The organism is Pantoea sp. Seng, from assembly GCF_009829935.1.
In the GTDB taxonomy this organism is placed as follows: Bacteria; Pseudomonadota; Gammaproteobacteria; order Enterobacterales; family Enterobacteriaceae; genus Pantoea; species Pantoea communis.
This window is the reverse complement of sequence record NZ_SZZV01000011.1, coordinates 23,802-44,089: the sequence shown is the minus strand read 5'-3', so window position 1 is coordinate 44,089 and position 20,288 is coordinate 23,802. Positions and strand designations below refer to the sequence as shown.

Annotated in this window: 16 protein-coding genes; 14 read left to right on the top strand and 2 right to left on the bottom strand. The window is 56.4% G+C overall.

All coding sequences use genetic code 11. The features are described from left to right. Window positions 1-61: 61 nt before the first annotated feature. Entirely contained in the window at window positions 62-544 is a 483-nt protein-coding gene (locus FD737_RS13005; RefSeq protein WP_097118122.1) for a YlaC family protein, read from the bottom strand. Window positions 545-797: 253 nt separating this feature from the next. Here FD737_RS13005 and FD737_RS13000 point away from each other — a divergent pair, with 253 nt between their 5' ends. From FD737_RS13000 to FD737_RS12950, 11 genes are all read left to right on the top strand, one after another. Further along, window positions 798-1,412 carry a cupin domain-containing protein gene (locus tag FD737_RS13000; protein WP_160833672.1) on the top strand — a complete coding sequence of 205 codons (615 nt, stop codon included), beginning with the start codon at window positions 798-800 and terminating at the stop codon, window positions 1,410-1,412. Between the two features lie 125 nt (window positions 1,413-1,537). Beyond that, window positions 1,538-2,977: a circularly permuted type 2 ATP-grasp protein gene (locus tag FD737_RS12995; RefSeq protein WP_097118120.1), complete on the top strand. Its 1,440-nt coding sequence runs from the start codon at window positions 1,538-1,540 to the stop codon at window positions 2,975-2,977. Next, window positions 2,971-3,900 (top strand): alpha-E domain-containing protein, encoded by a 930-nt coding sequence (locus tag FD737_RS12990; RefSeq protein WP_160833671.1) that lies wholly within the window; start codon window positions 2,971-2,973, stop codon window positions 3,898-3,900. Before FD737_RS12995 ends, FD737_RS12990 begins: the two co-directional genes overlap by 7 nt. Continuing rightward, window positions 3,897-4,697 carry a transglutaminase family protein gene (locus FD737_RS12985; protein ID WP_034828459.1) on the top strand — a complete coding sequence of 267 codons (801 nt, stop codon included), beginning with the start codon at window positions 3,897-3,899 and terminating at the stop codon, window positions 4,695-4,697. The genes FD737_RS12990 and FD737_RS12985 overlap by 4 nt, the downstream gene beginning before the upstream one ends. 21 nt (window positions 4,698-4,718) lie before the next feature. Continuing rightward, window positions 4,719-5,423 (top strand): proteasome-type protease, encoded by a 705-nt coding sequence (locus FD737_RS12980; RefSeq protein ID WP_038644739.1) that lies wholly within the window; start codon window positions 4,719-4,721, stop codon window positions 5,421-5,423. Between the two features lie 240 nt (window positions 5,424-5,663). Beyond that, window positions 5,664-7,382, top strand: coding sequence for a lysophospholipid acyltransferase family protein (locus tag FD737_RS12975; RefSeq protein ID WP_097118117.1), 1,719 nt, complete (start codon window positions 5,664-5,666; stop codon window positions 7,380-7,382). A gap of 122 nt (window positions 7,383-7,504) precedes the next feature. Then, window positions 7,505-8,572, top strand: a complete 1,068-nt coding sequence (locus FD737_RS12970) for an ABC transporter ATP-binding protein (RefSeq protein WP_160833670.1) — start codon at window positions 7,505-7,507, stop codon at window positions 8,570-8,572. A 24-nt stretch (window positions 8,573-8,596) separates the two neighbouring features. Then, entirely contained in the window at window positions 8,597-9,586 is a 990-nt protein-coding gene (locus tag FD737_RS12965) for an ABC transporter substrate-binding protein (protein ID WP_160833669.1), read from the top strand. Window positions 9,587-9,588: 2 nt separating this feature from the next. After that, a complete protein-coding gene (locus FD737_RS12960; RefSeq protein ID WP_160833668.1) occupies window positions 9,589-11,331 on the top strand; it encodes an iron ABC transporter permease in 1,743 nt (580 codons plus the stop codon). Next, the gene (locus tag FD737_RS12955; protein ID WP_097118113.1) at window positions 11,319-12,437 is read left to right on the top strand and encodes an MBL fold metallo-hydrolase; all 1,119 of its coding nucleotides are present in this window, start codon (window positions 11,319-11,321) and stop codon (window positions 12,435-12,437) included. The genes FD737_RS12960 and FD737_RS12955 overlap by 13 nt, the downstream gene beginning before the upstream one ends. Window positions 12,438-12,603: 166 nt before the next feature. After that, entirely contained in the window at window positions 12,604-15,447 is a 2,844-nt protein-coding gene (locus tag FD737_RS12950) for a bifunctional diguanylate cyclase/phosphodiesterase (protein ID WP_160833667.1), read from the top strand. Window positions 15,448-15,617: 170 nt separating this feature from the next. Here FD737_RS12950 and ftnA read toward each other — a convergent pair whose 3' ends face one another. Next, window positions 15,618-16,127, bottom strand: coding sequence for a non-heme ferritin (gene ftnA, locus FD737_RS12945; protein ID WP_097118111.1), 510 nt, complete (start codon window positions 16,125-16,127; stop codon window positions 15,618-15,620). Window positions 16,128-16,365: 238 nt separating this feature from the next. Here ftnA and FD737_RS12940 point away from each other — a divergent pair, with 238 nt between their 5' ends. The 3 genes from FD737_RS12940 to osmY all read left to right on the top strand — a co-directional run bounded on the left by FD737_RS12940 (window position 16,366) and on the right by osmY (window position 20,248). Further along, window positions 16,366-17,469 carry a M20 peptidase aminoacylase family protein gene (locus FD737_RS12940; protein ID WP_160833666.1) on the top strand — a complete coding sequence of 368 codons (1,104 nt, stop codon included), beginning with the start codon at window positions 16,366-16,368 and terminating at the stop codon, window positions 17,467-17,469. 344 nt (window positions 17,470-17,813) lie between these two features. Then, window positions 17,814-19,403: a peptide chain release factor 3 gene (gene prfC / locus FD737_RS12935; RefSeq protein WP_160833665.1), complete on the top strand. Its 1,590-nt coding sequence runs from the start codon at window positions 17,814-17,816 to the stop codon at window positions 19,401-19,403. A gap of 257 nt (window positions 19,404-19,660) precedes the next feature. Beyond that, window positions 19,661-20,248, top strand: coding sequence for a molecular chaperone OsmY (osmY, locus tag FD737_RS12930; RefSeq protein ID WP_058959206.1), 588 nt, complete (start codon window positions 19,661-19,663; stop codon window positions 20,246-20,248). Window positions 20,249-20,288 lie beyond the last annotated feature (40 nt).

Genomic DNA, 20,288 nt, shown 5'->3' with positions numbered 1-20,288 from the left:
CAACATCGCGTCAGATTTTTGTAGCCTGTGCTGTCTCGCATCTCGTGCAAGACGATATTCATCAGATAGTTGCTGCCTGCTTATTGCCCCATGTCAGGTAATAAACATCATAAAAATCCACCTCACCTTTCTGCTTCATCAGGCGATCGATGCCGCTGCGCACGCGGTCGGGCGTGCCGGGATTTTCCACGATTTTATCCAGCGCTTGCTGTGAAACTGGCTGCACATAATACCACTCACCGTTGTAGCAAACGCGCAAATCCAGCGTGTCGATATCCTCAAAGCGGTATTTGGGGTTGATATCCATCAGCATCAGGAAGCTCATCACCAATACAAAGGCGGTGGCGAACCAAAACGCTGGCCAGCCAAGCATGTCGGTGGAGAAGATCAGCGCCACGCACAGCGCGTAACACAGATACATGATCGCCCACAGCCCCGGATGGGTTTTAAGGAATGATAAGCTAAAGCGTGGCAGATTATCGCGCTGGCCTTCACGGTTAAGCGTGGCGATTTCATCGAGCAGAATTTGTTTGATCGCTTCCATAGTTCACCTCTGAATGTTACTGCCTGCCAGTTAATCACATAACAGTGAAGCGAATCAGATACAGAATTGAGGTGTTTTTTTATAACAGTTTATTGGCGGCTTTTCCGGTCCCACAAAATGTTAAATATGTTGCCAGGTAATTTGGCTTTAGTAAGGTAAATCATTCTGTTATGTGAATTTTGTCGGCGGGCGCACATTGCAATGCCGTCGGGGTTTGCCACAATTAAGCAACGTGGCTTCCCGGAGAAAGAGTATGACTGCCAACACTTCCAGCCTGCTGTTACTGATGTCTTTCGCCGCCGGTACCTTTTCTGCAGGTTCATCAAATAATCCGCAGCATCTGATGCTGTCGGTGCCCTCGGGCGGCATCCCGAACAATCTACTGCCGCTGATCATCTGGCCCAGCATTGCGCCTGACTATGATGAGGAGCTGCAAAGCAACAGCGCCGAATGGTTTGAAAAAACCTTCACGGCTAACGGCTGGCCGGCCGCGTGGCGCGCGCCAATCTTCCCTTACACCCATTACCATCCCAACACCCATGAAATTCTGGGCGTCGCGTCGGGCTGGGCGGAAGTGCTGTTTGGCGGCGATAGCGGCCGTATGGTGACGCTACGTGAGGGTGATGCGGTGCTGATCCCCGCCGGTGTCGGCCATAAACAGGTGTTCGCCTCAGACGATTTTTTCGCCGTTGGCGCCTATCCTGAAGGGATGTCCCCGGAAACCGTGCGTGATGAACCTTCTCGTTTACGCGCGGCGAAAGATCAGATCGCGCGCGTACCTTTGCCGCAGCGCGATCCTTTCACGGGGGGCGATGGAGCGATGACGGATATCTGGCTGCCAATTGCGCAGCAGCTAATGCACCAGTAAGGTGCAATCTGAGTGTTATTCGGCGCTGCTCCACTATCGGGGTGCGTGTGCCGTTTGGGGCGTGAGCCTCTGGCACACTTTGTGCAGGAGAGGATCCAGGTCCTCTGACAAGCGCCGGGTAAATCATGAAAGAAAGCTACCAGATAGCGTCACACTTCTATGATGAGATGTTATTGAGCAACGGCGAACACCGTGCGCACTATCAGCATTACTGGGAGTGGTTACAACAGGCGGACAAAGAGGCTGTGGCGCGGAAACGCGAAGAAGCGGAACTGCTGTTTCATCGCGTGGGCATCACCTTCAACGTCTATGGTGAAGACGGCGGCGCGGAGCGGCTCATCCCGTTCGATAGCGTGCCGCGTATTATTCCGGCCAGTGAGTGGGCGATGCTCGATCGCGGCATCCGCCAGCGCGTGCAAGCCCTGAATGCCTTCCTGCATGATATCTACCATCAACAACACATCCTCAAGGCGGGGATCGTGCCTGCCGAGCAGGTGCTGGTAAACGATCAATATCAGCCCTGCATGCAAGGTGTCGATCTGCACCGCAACATCTATGCGCACATCACCGGTGTCGATATGGTGCGCAACAACGACGGCGAGTACTACGTACTGGAGGACAATCTGCGCACGCCTTCTGGTGTCTCCTACATGCTGGAGAACCGCAAGATGATGATGCGCCTCTACCCGGAACTGTTCGTCGAGCAGCATATTGCGCCGGTAGAACGCTATCCTTCACACCTGCTGCAAACCCTGCGCGAAAGCTCACCGGTCAACGATCCGGTGGTAGTGGTGCTGACGCCGGGCCGCTTCAACAGCGCCTACTTCGAACACAGTTTCCTTGCGCAGCAGATGGGCGTTGAGCTGGTGGAAAGTGCCGATCTGTTTGTCAAAGACGGTGCGGTGATGATGCGCACCACCGCCGGGCCGTGCAAAGTCGATGTGATCTATCGCCGTATTGATGATGCGTTCCTCGATCCGCTGGCGTTCCGTCCCGATTCGATGCTCGGCGTGCCGGGCCTGCTGTCGGTGTATCGATCCGGTAACGTGGTGTTGGCCAATGCCATTGGAACTGGCGTGGCCGATGACAAATCGATCTATCCCTACGTGCCCGACATGATCCGCTTCTATCTGGATGAAGATCCGATCCTCAACAACGTGCCGACCTGGCAGTGCCGTAAGCCGCAGGATCTGACTTACGTCCTCGCCAATCTCAGCAAAATGGTGGTGAAAGAGGTACACGGCGCTGGCGGTTACGGCATGTTGATTGGCCCGGTGGCCAGCCAGCAGGAGCTGAGTGATTTTCGCGATCGTTTGAAAGCACGCCCGGAAAACTATATCGCGCAGGACACGCTCTCGCTCTCCACCTGCCCGACGTTTATCGACAACGGCCTGGCGCCGCGTCATATCGATTTGCGTCCCTTTGCCTTATGCGGTGCGGATATTCGTTTAGTGCCGGGTGGCTTAACCCGCGTGGCGCTGACCGAAGGTTCGCTGGTGGTGAACTCATCGCAGGGCGGTGGCACCAAGGACACCTGGGTTCTGGAGGATGACGCATCATGCTAAGCCGCACGGCCAGTGGCCTCTATTGGATGGCGCGCTATCTGGAGCGCGCAGAACAACTTGCCCGGGTGCTGGATGTCACCAACCGGCTTTCGCTGATGCCGGTGCGTAACAGCCAAACCGATGAGCTGTTGTTGCCGCTCAATCTCACCGGCACGCGCCAGCTGTTTGAAACCCTGAACGGGCGTTTCACCATGCCGCAGCTGTTTAACTTTTTCGCCCTCGACGATCGCAACCCTAGCAGTATTTTTAGCTGCTGGCAGGAGGCGTGGAACAATGCGCACGCGGTGCGCGGCAGTCTGTCGTCTGAAGTGTGGGAGAGCATCAACTCGACGTGGATTGAGATGCGTAACATGCGGCGACGCGGCATCACCAGCGCCAACGCTGACAGCTTTTTTGACTGGGTTAAAGAGCGTTCTCACCTGTTTCGTGGCGCGATGTTCGGCACTTTGCTGCGTGGCGATGCGATGTGTTTTATCCGTATCGGCACGCTGATGGAGCGCAGCGACGGTACCGCGCGTTTGTTGAGCGTCAACCAGCAACTGCTGGAGCAGAACCCCGATTCGGTGCGGGAATACTACTGCCTCGATACCTTGCTGCGTGCGGTGTCGGCGCGTGAAGCCTATAACGCGATCTTTAAGCAGCAGCTGATGCCGGATCTGGTGAACGAGATGCTGATCCTGCGTAACGAAAGCCCGCGTTCGCTGCACTCCTGCATTGAGGAGATCGCCAACCAGCTGGAACAGATCGGCAGCAGCGGTGAGGATCGTTCACGCTATCTGGTGACGGTGCTGTTGGCCGAAATGCGCTTCAGCACCTGGGAAAGTCTGACGCGTGACGGGTTGTACAGCTGGCTTAATCACTTTCTCTCGCAGACCAATGCGCTGGCAGAAAGCATCAATCAGACCTATCTGGAGGCGAAATGAGACTGAATATCGAGCACAAAACCTGGTATGCCTATGAGCATCAGGTCAAACTCAGCACCCAGTATCTGCGCCTGACGCCGCAGAACTCGGTGCACCAGCAGATTCTGTCATGGGATCTCGATTTACCGTGCGAAGCCACGCGCACCCTGGATGCTTACGGCAACGTGTTGCATGTGCTGACGCTGGATACGCCACATCAGCAACTGGAGATTGCCGCACGCGGGGTGGTGGAAATTCTGGATGAAGGGGAGTATTCCCCCGACCCTGAATCGATCCTTTCGCCATTGGTGTTTCTGCGCGCCACGCCATTAACCTTGCCCGATGCGGCGATACGCGATTTCGCACAGCGCTACTGGCACGCGGAAAAACCGCTCGCCAGCCTGGAAAAACTGATGGATGAGCTGCTGTTAAAAATGCCGTACCAGCCTGGCAGCACCCAGGTGAGTGATACCGCAGCGAAAGTATTTGCGGCGGGCAGCGGCGTTTGCCAGGATCACAGCCATGTGTTTCTGGCTTGTTGTCGCAGTCTCGGGATCCCGGCGCGCTATGTCAGCGGCTATCTTTATACGGACAATGTAGAACACGTTGCTACTCACGCCTGGGTTGAAGCCTGGCTGGATGGCAGTTGGCACAGCTTTGATATCACCAACAATACGCGCAGTACGCGCCAGCATTTACGTCTGGCGGTGGGTGTGGATTATCTCGATGCTTGTCCGGTGCGCGGTATGCGGCTGGGCGGCGGCGGTGAGGATATGCTGGCGATGGCCGCGGTGCAGCAGGTGCATGCGCAGCAGTGATATTTTTTTGCAGGCGTGACTATGACTTATTGTGTGGCAATGCGTTTATCGTCAGGGATGATTTTTGTATCGGATTCACGCACCAACGCGGGCGTCGATCATATTTCCTCGTTCCGTAAATTACACGTGTTTCAGGTGGATGATGAACGCACGCTGGTGCTGCAAAGCGCCGGTAATCTGGCGACCACGCAAAGCGTGATGAGTTTGCTACGGCGTAATAACCACGACAGCGATCAGCCCAATCTGCTGAATGGGCGCTCGCTGTATGACATTGCGCTGCTGGTGGGGGAAACCCTGCGTGAAGTGATCAAACGTGATGGCGAAGAGTTTGGTGGCACGCTGCTATTAGGGGGACAGATTCGTGGTGAAGAGCCGCGCCTGTTCCAGATCTATCCGCAGGGCAACTTCATTGAAGCCAGTGTGGATACGCCTTATTTCCAGATTGGTGAAAGCAAGTACGGCAAGCCGATTATTGATCGCGTATTGCGTTATGAAACCCCGCTCAGCCAGGCGATGCAGTGTGCGCTGATTTCCATGGACTCGACGCTGGCGAGTAATATTTCGGTGGGCCTGCCGCTGGATGTGATGGTGTATCACACCGACAGCTTCAAAGATAACGAACAGCATCATATTACCGAACAGCACCCTTACTTTTCGCAGATTCGTCAGTTGTGGAGCAAAGGCTTGTTGAGCGTGTTCTCACAATTGCCGCCGTTAAAACTTTAACCGCTCACGCACGATGAATCGGGCGGTGCCACACCATCGATAAGTGGTTGTCTTTTCAGGGGCGGCTTCTGCCGCTCGCTGGCTCGACAATCCTCTATACGGTTCGCTAGCGGTGCCATTACTGACTAACGCCCTGCGTTTCCCCCCGTTATTTCCGTTTCGCTTTCTCACTGGTCATAAATCTGAAAACAAGCCTGTTTAACTTCGGTGCCATAAACCTCTGCGCACAAAAGGTGAATGATGTTTTCTGTTGATCAGCTTCTCGATACTTACTGGCCAGGCCATCACCCCGCGAACTGGCAAAAAAGCCTGTTGAAATGGGCGGTTCGTGAACATGAATTCCAATCTTTTGCTGACCGTTATCGCCACCTGAAAGGGGTGGATATGGTCGAGCAAGTGCTGGAGCACCTGGATGTGCGCTGTGAATTAAGTGAACGCGATTTGGAGCAGATCCCGACCAGCGGTCCGGTCGTGATTGTCGCCAACCATCCGCTCGGTGCGCTGGACGGGCTGGCGCTGCTGGCGGCCGTGTCTCAGGTGCGTCGTGATGTGAAAATCGTGGCAAACCGCATGCTGATGATGCTGGAGCCGATCAACAATCTGATGTTGCCGGTGGATAACATGGGCAACCGCACCAGTCGCGAACAGCTGACGCGCATGCAGCAGCATCTCGACAATCAGGGCGCACTGATTATCTTCCCGGCGGGTGAAGTGTCGCGCCTTTCGAGCCGTGGTGTGCGCGATAACCGCTGGCATCACAGCTTCCTGCGCCTGGCCGCCCGTGCTCGTGCGCCGATTGTTCCGGCACACGTCGTCGGACGTAATAGCCTTGCGTTCTATGCCGCCGCCAAAATCGCCTCACCGCTGGCGCTGCTGATGCTGGTGCGCGAGATGTTCCGCCAGCGTGGATCGCGCATCAAGCTGCACATTGGCGAGCAGATCCCGTTTGCCAACTGGCACGATGGCCACACGCCGGGCAAAGAGCTGGCGAAACGGCTGCGCAAGCACTTATATCGCATTGGTCAGGGCCGTCGTGGTCTGTTCCAGACTGAAGCGGCGATTGCGCGCCCGGAAGATCGTGCCGAACTGAAAAAAGCGCTGATGGAGAGTGAGCGTCTCGGCTCGCTGCCGGATGGCAAACAGATTTACCTGTGGCGTCGTAACGGCGCGACCTGGGTGCCGCTGCTGCGTGAACTCGGACGCCTGCGTGAAATCGCCTTCCGCGCGGTGGGCGAGGGCAGCGGTCGCCGCCGTGACCTCGATAAATACGATGACGATTACTATCACCTGATTCTGTGGGATGACGATGCGCTGGAGATTGTGGGCGCTTATCGCTTTATTCCGGGTGCCGAGCAGCTGGAGCGTCGTGGTCTGGAAGGCATCTACAGCGACAGCCTGTTCCACTACGACGAGCGCATGTTGCCGATCATCAATCAGGGCCTGGAGCTGGGTCGCAGCTTTATCCAGCCCGCCTACTGGGGCAAACGCGGCCTGGATTATCTGTGGATGGGCATTGGTGCCTATATCGCCAAATACCCGGAGACCCGTTACCTGTTCGGTCCGGTGTCGATCTCCGGCGGTATGCCGCTGGCGGCGCGCGATCTGCTGGTGGCGTTCTACCGCATGTACTTCCCGACTGAATTGCCGCTGGCAAAATCGCGCCGTCCTTATCCGGCCTCGCTGCCGGAGGTGCTGGCGCAGTTTACCGGTGATAACTATGCGGAAGACTTGCGTCGTCTGAAGCATCTGCTGGCAAATCTCGGCACCGCGATTCCCACGCTCTACAAGCAGTACTCGGAAGTGTGTGAACCGGGCGGAGTGCAGTTTATCGATTTCGGCAGCGATCCTGATTTCAACAACTGTATCGACGGGCTGGTGCTGGTGGACCTGTCACGCGTGAAGCCATCACGCTATGAGCGCTACATCGGCATGCATTTGCAGGTTGAAAGCGTCGAATAAGTAGCAGGGAGGCTTTAGGGCCTCCCGTTTTGTTTGAGCACGGAAACGTCAAATCGATGTCACGGGATCGTCATCTGATTGTCGTAGGGTCTTAGCCGGACTGTCAGATAAAGGCCAGAAACATGGCAACGATCATACTTCGCGGGTTAAGCAAAGCCTTTGCTGCCCAGCCGGTACTTCAGGATATCTCGCTGCAGATTGCGCAGGGAGAGTTCATCGCCGTTCTGGGTCCTTCGGGCTGCGGCAAAACCACCTTATTACGTCTGCTGGCGGGCTTTGAAACCGCTGATGCCGGTGAAATCCACGTCGGTGAGCGCTGCTTTGCTGCGCCGGGCGTGCACCTGCCGCCGGAAGATCGCCAGCTCGGCGTGGTGTTCCAGAGCTATGCGCTGTGGCCACATATGACGGTGGCGGAAAACGTCGCCTACAGCCTGAAAGTCAACGGCGTGGCGCGCCATGAGCGTGACAGCCGCACGCAGCAGGCGCTGGAACTGGTGGGATTAGAAAACTTTGCCTCGCGCCGTCCTGCCGATCTTTCCGGTGGACAGCGTCAGCGTGTGGCGTTAGCCCGCTGTCTGGTCGCTAAACCGACGCTGGTGCTGCTCGATGAGCCATTGGCCAACCTTGATGTGCACCTGCGCGCTACCATGGAAGAGGAGTTTCGACGCTTCCATCGCCACAGCCACGCCACCTTGCTCTACATCACCCACGATCAGCACGAAGCGATGGCGCTGGCCGACCGCATTGTCGTGATGGACAGCGGCCGCGTGATGCAGTTCGCCACGCCGCAAACCCTGTGGCGTGAACCGGCGAATGCAATGGTGGCGGGATTTATCGATGACGGCAAAGTGCTGCCGGTCAGCGATATCGAACCTACCGGCGAGGGCAAAGCGCTCGCCACGTTGTGCGGTCTGCGCGTCACCTTGCGCTGTGCACCGGATCAACGCCCGATGCCCCATGGCAAAGCCAGTTTTCATGCGGTGGATTTCCGTCTCGCTGAACCGGGTGAACCGCAGTTTGCGGCACGCGTGCAGCGGGTGATCTATCGCGGCAGCCATTACCAAATTGATGTTGCACCCATCGAGGCACCAGACCACAGCATCACGCTGCAGCTGGCCGATGCCGCTTTACCCGTTGTTGACGCGACCCTTGGTGTGGCGCTGCGCGACGGTTGGATTCTTCCTTCATAACGTTCAAACCTTAGGGAAATTGCTATGCGCACGTCTTTTAACGCTTTGATGTTAGCCAGTGGATTAGTGTTTGCCGCCACCAGCCACGCCGATGATGCCCCGTCCGGCAAGCTGGTGATTTACACCTCACAGGCACCGGAAATCGCGCAGCAAACCGTGGACGCGTTCAAAGCCGCGTACCCGAAAGTCGAAGTGGAGTGGACGCGTAACGGCACCACACAGCTGATGAACGTATTGCAGACCGAGATGATGAGCGGTGGCGCTAAGCCAGATGTGCTGCTGATTGCCGATGCCATCAACCTTGGCGCGTTGAAGAATCAGAACCAGCTCTACAGCTACAAAGATGCGCCACTGAGCCACATCAATCCGTCGTTCTACGACAAAGACAAAACCTTCTTTGGCACCAAAATCATCGCCACGGTGATTGCTTATAACACCCAGCACGCACAGCCGATTGACAGCTGGAACGCGCTGGCGGTAGAGGCCAATAAAGGTCAGATCGCCATGCCAAGCCCGCTCTACTCTGGTGCGGCGCTGTACAAGCTGCACACCGATATCAACACGCCAACCATCGGCTGGAACTTCTACAAGAAGCTGGCAGCGATTGGTGTGGCTCCGCAGGGCGGCAATGGCCCGGCGCTGAAAGCGGTGGCCAGCGGACTGGATAAGTACGGCATCATCACTGATGCTGACGTGATTCTGGCGAAGAAAAAAGGCTCGCCGGTGGATCTGGTTTACCCGAAAGAGGGTGTCTCTTATGTGACGGAGCCGGTAGCGATCATGAAGTCGGTACACAACCTGCCCGCCGCTAAAGCCTTCGTAAACTTTATGCTGTCTGAGCAAGGCCAGAAGCTGGTGGTCGAGCAGGGTAACCGTCCGGTGGACGATCGTGTTTCTGCACCGGCCGGCTTTACGCCCATTAATAAAATCAAACTGCTGACCCCTGACGTGGCGAAAGCCATCAAGGAAGATGCCACGGTGCGCGATCAGTTCACCGCAATGTTTGGCGGCTAAGCATGAGCGTGGTGAGCAACGAATGGCGTAACGCGACGCGTGGCGGCCAACGCTGGCGTCTCAACAGCGAAAAGCTGATCCTGGCGCTGATGGTGCTGCTGATTGGTTTGCTGTCTGTCGCGCCGCTGCTGCGACTGGTGTGGACGGCGATTGCTCCTCAGGGCGTGCCGGACATGGCTCGGTTAACGCGCTTGGTAGCCAGCGACCGCGTGCTGATTGCCAGTGGCAATACGTTGCTCATCGCCTTTAGCTCGACCCTGATTTCGGTGCTGCTCGGCGCCGCCGCCGCCTGGCTGGTGGCGCTGAGCGATTTGCGCGCCAAAACCGCCTGGGTGTTTGCCTTTATCCTGCCGCTGATGATTCCGCCGCAGGTCACGGCGCTGGCGTGGCTGCAGGCGCTGGCACCGTCCAGCCCGTTAGCACTGCTGTTTGGTTCGCTCGGCTTGCCGTGGTTTGCGCCCGGCGAACAGCCGCTCTATTCGCTGAGCGGCATCGTGCTGCTGCTCGGTACACACAACGCGCCACTGGTGTTTCTCACCGTGCGCGCGGGTTTACGTCGCTTACCGGCCGATTTAGTCGAAGCGGCACAGATCAGCGGCGCGTCCAGGATGCGCGTGCTGTTCACCATCATTCTGCCGCTGGCGCGTCCGGCGATCTTTGCCGGGGCCGCGCTGACCTTTGTCGCCGCTGCCGGTAACTTCGGTATTCAGGCGATGCTGGGTATTCCTGCCCGCGTGCCGACACTGATCACGCTGGTCTATCAGCAGCTCAACGGCATTGGTCCGAGTGCCTTACCCAATACCGCCGTTTACGCGCTGCTGATTGCTGTAATCACGTTGGCGGGCATGGCGGCCAGCGCCTGGCTCGGTGGGCGCCATGATGTGCGCGTCAACGGTGCGCCGCGCCTGTGGCAGCAATCATTGGGACGCGGGCGCGTGGCGATTGAAGGTACCGCCTGGCTGTGGATGGTGCTGACGCTGCTGCTGCCGGTCAGTGCGCTGCTGATCACTGCACTCACCAGCGGATATGGTCAGGCACTCACCTGGCAAACGCTGACCCTGGAGAACTTCCGCAGCGCGCTATGGGGCTACCCAGCGGTGCGCCACGCCTTTATGACCAGCCTCGGGCTAACCACGCTGGCGGCGATGATTTTGACGTCCACCGCGCTGTTCCTGGCGTATTTCCTCAGCTGGCGACGGACCAAACTGGTGCGCGGCCTGTGGCTGGCCAGTGAACTCACCTATGCCTTGCCGGGCATTGTTAGCGGTGTCGCCGCGATGCTGTTCTTCCTGCGGCCGCTGCCGATAATCAATGTGTCGCTGTATGGCACGGTGTGGATCATCCTCGCCGCGTATCTGGCGAACTTCCTTGCGCTGGTGCTGCGCCCGACCCTGGCAGGCTTCGCGCAACTGGAACCAGCGCTGGATGAGGCGGCACGCTTGTGCGGTGCCAGCTTTATGCGCCGCATGCGCGATATTTTACTGCCGCTGGCTGCGCCTTCTGCGCTGGCGGGCACGGTGCTGGTGTTCCTCACCGCACTGAATGAAATCCAGGTTTCGGTATTGCTGGTCACCTCGCAAACCCAAACCATCGGACCCACCATCGTGTTCCTCGACGAAGGGGGCTCCGCCTCGCTGGCGGCCGCGGTAGGCTGCCTAATGATTCTGGTCGTGTGTTTGCTGATGGGATTGGCAACGCGGCTGGCGCGGCGCCTGCCGCAAGGGGTTTTACCATGGCAAGCTTAACGGTTATCAGCGGTGTGGGCGGCAAGCTGCCCGCGGCCTTTTTGGTTGAGATGGAAGGCTATCGCCTGCTGTGGGATCTCGGCGCCGGTCCGCAACCCGGCGTGCGCCCGGATATCCGCGCCATTGGCCGGGTTGATGCGTTGTGTTTGACCCACTCGCACATTGATCACGCCGCCTCGCTCGACTGCTGGGCGCAAATCGGCTCACCGCCGGTGTACGCCACCGAGCAAACCTGGTTGCAGTTGGCTAACGTCGCGGTGCCAATGTATGCGCGACGTTTGTTACCGCTACGCGGGCAAACGGCCATTGGCCCGTTAAATCTGTTTACCGGCCGCAGCGGCCATTCACCGGGTTCGGTATGGTTCCATCTGCCGATTGCCGGTGGCATCACCTATATGGGCGACTGGAGCCGCGAAGCGCTGCTGTTGCCGTTTGACTGCCCGCCGCAGGCTAAGCTGTTGATCACTGATGCGTCCTACGGCGATCGCACGCAGCGTTTGTGCGATCAGATGGATGCACTGGGGATGGCCGCCACCCACGGCGCGGTGATTGCCGTGCCGGAACACGGACGCGGTCCGGAAGTGGCTTTACAGCTCACCGCACGGGGGCTGGCGGTTCAGCTCTGCCCGCAAATTCGCAGTGAGGTCGCGCAACTGCTGGCGATGGACAAACTGCCCGCCACCACGGCGCTGGGATTGGTGCGCTTGTTGAAACAGCCGCAGCCGGAACAATGGCGGCCTGCAGATGTCATTGTGGCGGCCGATGCGGTGGCCGACAGCGGCTTAGCCGCGCAGCTCAGTGCTCAGCCAGGCTTTAAGCTGATTTTCAGCAGTCACGTTGCGCCCGGCACACGCGCTGCGCGGCTGCTGGCCGAGCAGCAGGCACGCTGGCTGCCGTGGAACGTCCATCCGCCGCTTGACGATCAGCTATGGTTAATTGAGAAAACCGCTGCCCAGCGCGTGATCCCGGCCTTTATTGCGGCGGCAGAGTGCCCGATTTTAGCGACACGCGCGCCATTATGCTGGCAAGCGCATCTCCCCCTGCAATGCCATCTGGATAGTCCGCGTTTTCCCCAGGAGCAGCGTCAACGTAGCAGAATATATTGAGTATCCCTCTGAATGTTTTTTCGCCATTGCCGATAACCTGACTACCAACTTTTGTCTGTGGACGATTAACGCTTGTCAGCGCTGCGCTTTTGCGTTTAAGTCTCCACGGTAATTAAGATTTTTCTTAAGAAGCAATTAATACCAGGCCAGCAATAGGCGAACAACAATGAATAATAACTCTGACGTCATGTACCGGCTGCTGGTGCAGAGCGTGGTGGATTATGCCATTTACATGCTCAAACCCGATGGCACCGTCGCCAACTGGAATGCAGGAGCGCAACGCGCCAAAGGTTATACGCCGGACGAAATCGTCGGCAAAAATTTTGCGCTGTTTTACAGCGAAGAAGATCGTAAAAACGGGGCGCCACAGCGCGGGCTTTCCATAGCGACAGCGGTGGGGCGCTTCGAAACCGAAGGCTGGCGTTATCGTAAAGATGGCAGCGCCTTCTGGGCACATGTGGTGATAGATGCGATTCGCGACGACTTCGGCGAAATGCTGGGCTTTGCCAAAATCACCCGCGACTGCACGGTTCAGCAAGAACAGCAGCGCAAACAGCAGGAACAGGAGCAACGTTTCCGTTTATTAGTTGAAGGCGTAACGGACTACGCCATCTACATGCTTGATCTCGACGGTAACGTCGAAAACTGGAATGCCGGCGCGCAGCGTGCCAAAGGTTATGTGGCCGAAGAGATTGTTGGACAGAACTTCTCACGCTTCTACAGTGCGCAGGACCGCAAAAATCATATCCCAGAGAAAAACCTCAGCACCGCTTTCAAAACCGGGCGCTTTGAGGATGAAGGCTGGCGCTATCGCAAAGATGGCAGCGCGTTCTGGGCACATGTGATCATTGATGCGATTCGTGATGATGCGGGCAAGCTGATTGGCTACGCCAAAATCACCCGTGACTGCACCGAGCAGCGCGAGCTGCAACGCAAACAGCAGGAATACGAGAAAACCTTCCGACTGCTGGTGGAAGGTGTGACCGATTACGCTATCTACATGCTGGATCTGCAGGGCCGTGTAGTGAACTGGAACGCCGGGGCACAGCGTGCCAAAGGCTATCTTTCCGAGGAGATTGTCGGCCAGCATTTTTCAGTGTTTTACGGTTCTCAGGAGCGGCTGGCCAACACGCCGGAAGCCAACCTGGGTATTGCGCTGAAAACCGGCCGATTTGAAGATGAAGGCTGGCGCTATCGTAAAGATGGCTCGGCGTTCTGGGCGCATGTGGTGATCGATGCCATCCACAATGAAGATGGCAAGATGATCGGCTTTGCTAAGATCACCCGTGATGTCACCGAACGTCGTGAGAACGAGCAGCAACTGCTGCGTGCGCGGGATCTGGCGCAGGCGCAGAGCGCTAAGATGTCTGAGCTGTCTGGTTTCCTCGATACCATCATCGCTAACATTCCGTCTTGCGTGATTGTGGAAGACGCCATCAGCCGCGAAATTTTGATGGTTAATGACAAAGCCGAGCAGCTGTTTGGCGTCAGTAAATCTTTGATTATGCACAAGCGTCCGCACGAGTGTATGTCGGCGGAGCTGAGCGACTATTTCAACAGCCTGGCGGATATCGCGCTGCGCAGCGAAGGCATCCATTCACGCGAGCAGCTGCTGCTGACCGCAGGCGGTGATCGTATTCTGCATACCCGCGCCACCACCATCAGTGGCAAAGATATGCGTCAGAACTACGTGATGCTGATTGTTGAGGACGTTACCGATCAGCGTGAAGCCGATGCGCGTATTCACCACATGGCGCACCACGATAACCTTACCAGCCTGCCAAACCGTATTCTGTTCCGGCAGAAGCTGAGTGAAGCGCTGCGTCAGGATAATCATCACCATGCGTTGAGCGCCACGCTGTGCCTCGATCTTGATAACTTCAAGAACGTTAACGATGCGCTGGGCCATCAGATTGGAGACGATCTGCTGCGCGTGGTGGCAAAACGCTTGCGCAGTGTGCTGCGCGATCACGACACGCTGGCACGTATTGGCGGCGATGAGTTTGCTATCGTGCTGCCGAATATCAATAACGCGCAGGAAGCGGCGGTGGTGGCTCAGCGCCTGATCGAAGCGATCCGTCCGCCTATTAATGTTGAAGGGCACAATCTTTCCGTTGGGTTGAGCGTGGGCATTGCGTTGACGTCACAGGTCACCAACACGCCGGAGCACATGCTGCGCTGTGCGGATATGGCGTTGTACGAAGCCAAACGCAACGGACGTAACCGCTATGAACACTTCACCATGGAAATGGATGATGTGGCGCGCAGTCGCCGCGTGATTGAAAACGATCTGCGTGAGGCAATCACCGGGCGTCAGCTGAAACTCTACTATCAGCCGATCACCAATGAGGACGAAATCATTGGTTATGAAGCGCTGATGCGCTGGCACCATCCGGTTAAGGGCTTGATCATGCCGAATGATTTTATCCCGATTGCCGAAGAGACCGGGCTTATCCATATGCTGGGCGCTTATGCGCTGTATGAAGCCTGCCGCGAGGCACAGAGTTGGGGCACCGAGCAGTCTGTGTCGGTTAACCTGTCGCCGCTGCAGTTTAAGAACAGCTCGCTGGTGTCGGTGGTGGAAGGCGCGTTGCGCGAATCCGGGCTGGCTCCGCACCGCCTCGAGGTGGAGATCACGGAATCGGTGCTGCTGGATGACACGCTGGGTAACATCCGCACCCTGCAAAGCCTGAAAGCGATTGGTGTGCAGATTGCACTGGATGATTTCGGTACCGGCTATTCATCGCTGAGCTATCTGCGATCCTTCCCGTTCGACAAGATCAAAATCGACAAGTCGTTTATCAACGATATGGGAGACAGCCGCGAAGCGCTGGCGATTATCCGGGCGATCACCGGCATGAGCCGCAGTCTGGATATTCAGATCACCGCCGAAGGGGTGGAGAGCAGCGAGCAATTCGCCAAGCTGCGTGAAGAGGGTTGTACCCTGTTCCAGGGCTATTTCTTTGGCCGCCCGCAGCCTTCAGAACTGCGTCTGAGAGAGCTGGAGTAAGCGGTCGCCATGTATGGCGATGCGACAACGCAGGGGGGCATTGATGCGCCCCTGGTTGAGTCTATGTTCCTGATCGTTTGTACGCTCGTCGCCATCTAAGCGTACGATTTCAGCATAAAAAAACGCCCGGCATTGCCGGGCGTGGTGTTTTCAGCTGTGTGTCGTCTTTATTATGACTGGCCGTGGCCTTCGACGTTCATGCGCCCCAGGTCTTTGTCCACCAGGAACAGGCCTTCGCCTTTGTTGCCCACCAGCGCCAGTTTATCCAGTACGGTTTTGAACAGCTTCTCTTCTTCGTGCTGCTCAGCCACATACCACTGCAGGAAGTTGAAGGTTGAGTAGTCCTGAGACATCAACGCGGTGTGTACCAGGTCGTTGATGCGCTGCGTGATCAGCTGCTCATGCTTCAGCGCTTCTTCCAGCACGTCATTCAGTGAGTTCCAGCTAACGGCAGGGGCGGCAATGCTGCCCAGCACCGGCAGAGAACCGGCATCGCTAACGTAATCGAACAGGCGCTGCATGTGTTCCATCTCTTCGCGAGAATGCATCTTCAGGAAAGCGGCAGCACCTTCAAAACCTTTGTCGCTGCACCATGCGCTCATCTGCAGATACAGGTTGGCAGAGAAGAATTCGAGGTTCAGTTGATCGTTCAGGCGAGAGGTCATTTCAGCAGTTAACATGGCTGAGTCCTTTTTAATTTGTCAGGTGAAGTACGGTGAATTATGCATCAATCTATACTTTTTTGTGAAGGCTTTTTCGACAAAAAGTTGAAATTATCTTATTGATTGTAAATGGAATTATTTCATTTATTGAATGCGAAGAGTTCTCAGGTTTGACTCATTTTCATTCACCCTGGATTGATTATAGCCGTACATCGGCGGATGCTGTGATGAGCCTTTACTTGTCAGGAGCTTAGCGGTGTCGAACGTATTAGATCATTACCATTACCTGCATGAAATCCCGGAACTGGGATTCGAAGAATTCAAAACTTCCGCCTATATCGCCGACCAGCTTGAGCAGACTGGCATCAGCGTGACGCGCGGCATTAATCACACCACCGGCATCGTGGCGGAAATTGACAGCGGCGTGCCGGGTCCGGTACTGGCGCTACGTGCAGATATGGATGCACTCGGCCACATCATTAACGGCGTCGCCTGTGCACGCCATACCTGCGGCCACGATGGGCACTCTTCGGTGGTGCTGACGGCGGCACAGGAGTTGCTGAAAGAGGGTGCGATCAAGCGCGGCAAGCTTAAGCTGCTGTTCCAGCCTGCGGAAGAACTCGGTGCGGGTGCGTTATCGATGATTGAGGACGGTGCGCTGGAGGATGTTGAGATGATCCTCGGTTTCCATGTGCGTCCACTGGAAGAGTGCCATGTCGGACAAGCCACGCCAGCCGTGCTTTATTCGGCGTGCAGTACGCTGGAAGCGACAATTAAAGGTGTGCCTTCTCATGCCGCGCGCCCACATTTGGGCGTGAATGCTTTAGATGCTGCGGTACAAGCGGTGCAGGCGGTAAACAGCATCCACCTGGCACCGGGGCTAACCTGGAGCGTGAAAGCTACTCGTTTCTTGTGTGATGCCGGCGTCACCAACTCCGTGCCGGATGAGGCGCGCGTGGTGTGGGATCTGCGTTCGCAGGAGAACACACCGATGGAGGTGCTGAAACAGAAAGTGACGCAGGCGATTCAGCATAGCGTGGCTGCATTGGGTGCGAGCGCTGAAGTGGTGGTACTGAAAGAGATGCCCGCCGCAGAAATCCACGAGGAAGCCACGGCAGTGATCCGGGCAGCGATCGTCGATGTACTGGGGGAAGAAGGGCTGCTCGACACCAAATCCACGCCAGGCAGTGAAGACTTCTTCTACTACCCGGTGAAAAGACCGCAGGTGAAAGCCGGTTTCTGGGGGCTGGGTACCAATCTGGTGCCGGGCCTGCATCATCCTGATATGCGTTTTGAACTGAGTTCGCTGGAGATTGGGGTGAAGATCTTTAAGGCGGCAGTGGTGCGCGTATTGGGTTAGTCGTGTGTCGTTTCCCACACCCCAGCCTCTCCCGCAAATGGGCGAGGCTGTAACCCTGAATGAAAGCCTCGCTCGAGCAGTCTCTTCTTCTCGCTTGCAGGAAAGCGGCAGGGCGAGGGTGTACACAGGTTCCATCCCGCGATTTCCCCGCCTGCTGAAATATTGTATGCTATGCCGCCTTAATGCTGACTGGATAACCGGACTGCCGCCAATGTAGATCGCGCACATCTTGCTGTGAACTGACGCCACTGCGTCACCATTGGTTCCGTTATCCTCCGGCTTTGCCCGGAACGATTTATTCGCAGCGCGCCGCCCGCGCGTTGCCCTTGAAGAAGAATTCACACATGTCTATTGCTTCCTTTTTAGATGAAGTGGCGCGCCGCCGTACGTTTGCGATCATCTCGCACCCGGATGCCGGTAAAACCACCATTACCGAAAAAGTGCTGCTGTTCGGGCAGGCGATCCAAACCGCCGGTACCGTCAAAGGCCGCGGCTCCAGCCAGCATGCTAAATCTGACTGGATGGAGATGGAGAAACAACGTGGTATCTCCATCACCACCTCGGTGATGCAATTCCCGTATCGCGACAGTCTGGTGAACCTGCTGGATACCCCAGGGCACGAAGACTTCTCTGAAGATACCTACCGTACGCTGACGGCGGTTGACTGCTGTTTGATGGTGATCGATGCCGCGAAAGGTGTTGAAGATCGTACCCGTAAGCTGATGGAAGTGACCCGTCTGCGCGATACGCCGATCATCACCTTTATGAACAAACTTGACCGTGACATCCGCGATCCGATGGAACTGCTGGATGAAGTTGAGAGCGAGCTGAAGATTGCCTGCGCGCCAATCACCTGGCCGATTGGCTGCGGTAAGCTGTTCAAGGGCGTGTATCACCTCTACAAAGATGAAACTTACCTGTATCAAACCGGTAAGGGCCATACCATTCAGGATGTGCGCATTGTCAAAGGTCTGGCGAACCCGGATCTCGACGCGGCGGTGGGTGAAGACCTGGCACAACAACTGCGTGATGAGCTGGAACTGGTACAGGGCGCGTCCCACGAGTTCGATCAGGAGCTGTTCCTGAGCGGTGAAATTACCCCGGTGTTCTTCGGCACCGCACTGGGTAACTTCGGCGTCGATCATATGCTCGATGGCTTAGTGGCCTGGGCACCGACGCCGATGCCACGTAAAACCGATGCGCGTCTGGTGGAATCCAGCGAGGAGAAATTCAGCGGCTTCGTGTTTAAGATCCAGGCGAATATGGATCCGAAACACCGTGACCGTGTTGCCTTCATGCGTGTGGTTTCTGGCAAGTACGAGAAAGGCATGAAGCTGCGCCAGGTGCGTACTGGCAAAGACGTGGTGATTTCGGATGCGTTGACCTTCATGGCCGGCGACCGTTCGCACGTAGAAGAAGCTTTCCCTGGCGATATCATCGGCTTGCACAACCACGGCACCATTCAGATCGGCGACACCTTTACCCAGGGTGAAAACATGAAGTTCACCGGTATTCCGAACTTCGCGCCGGAACTGTTCCGTCGTATCCGTCTGCGCGATCCGCTGAAGCAGAAACAGCTGCTGAAAGGTCTGGTTCAGCTGTCGGAAGAGGGCGCGGTGCAGGTGTTCCGCCCGGTGCACAACAACGATCTGATCGTGGGTGCGGTTGGTGTGCTGCAGTTCGAAGTGGTTGTGGCGCGCCTGAAAAGCGAATACAACGTTGAAGCGATTTATGAAGCCATCAATGTCGCGACTGCCCGCTGGGTTGAATGTAGCGATGCGAAGAAATTCGACGATTTCCAGCGCAAAAACGAAGTGAACCTGGCGCTGGATGGCGGTGATAACCTCACTTACATCGCCCCAACTATGGTAAACCTCAACATCACGCAGGAACGCTATCCTGACGTGAAGTTCCGCAAAACGCGCGAGCATTAATCCCGCATCACAACAGGGCCAGTGATTTTACTGGCCCTATTTTTATCCTACAGACTCCTCCTAATTGCGCTGCGTTTATCGCTTTTTGGCGAGATATCAACCACAAAAGCCAGCAAAACCTGTAATCCCTACTATGATTATCCTGTCGGACGAGAAAAGAGACCTCTGGTTTCATTACGTCTATGAATGCAGCAACGCCGTTTGTTGCTGGCGCATTCGCAGTTGCGAGTGAGTTAACTGATAGAAGGATGATATCGATGAATAAGACTAAGATTGCTAAAACCCTGATTGCCGCTCTGGCTACCACTGCTCTGTTGGGCGGCGCAGCCTACGCTGCGGACACCAGCAGCACGGGTTCTAAAATCGATAGTTCTATGAAAAAAGTCGATGGTTTTATGGATGACAGCGGCATCACTGCTAAAGCCAAAGCGGCGCTGGTGGATGATGAAGCGATTAAAAGTACGGATATCTCAGTAAAAACGCATCAGGGCGTGGTCACGCTGAGCGGCTTTGTCGCTTCGCAGGATCAGGCGGAAAAAGCCGTGGCGCTGGTGCAAAAAGTTGAGGGTGTGAAATCCGTCAGTGACAAACTGCACGTTAAAGACAGCAAAGAGACCACACTGAAAGGTTATGCGGGGGATACCGCAACCACCAGTGAAATCAAAGCTAAGCTTTTAGCAGATGACATTGTGCCATCGCGCAACGTGAAGGTGGAAACCACCGATGGCGTGGTGCAGTTATCAGGAGAAGTGGCGAACCAGGCACAGTCCGATCGTGCTGAGAAAATCGCCAAAGCCATTGAAGGCGTCAAAAGCGTGAAGAATGACCTGAAGGTGAAATCTTAACGCGAGCGAAGCGGCACTGTTTCGGTGCCGTTTCGTAATA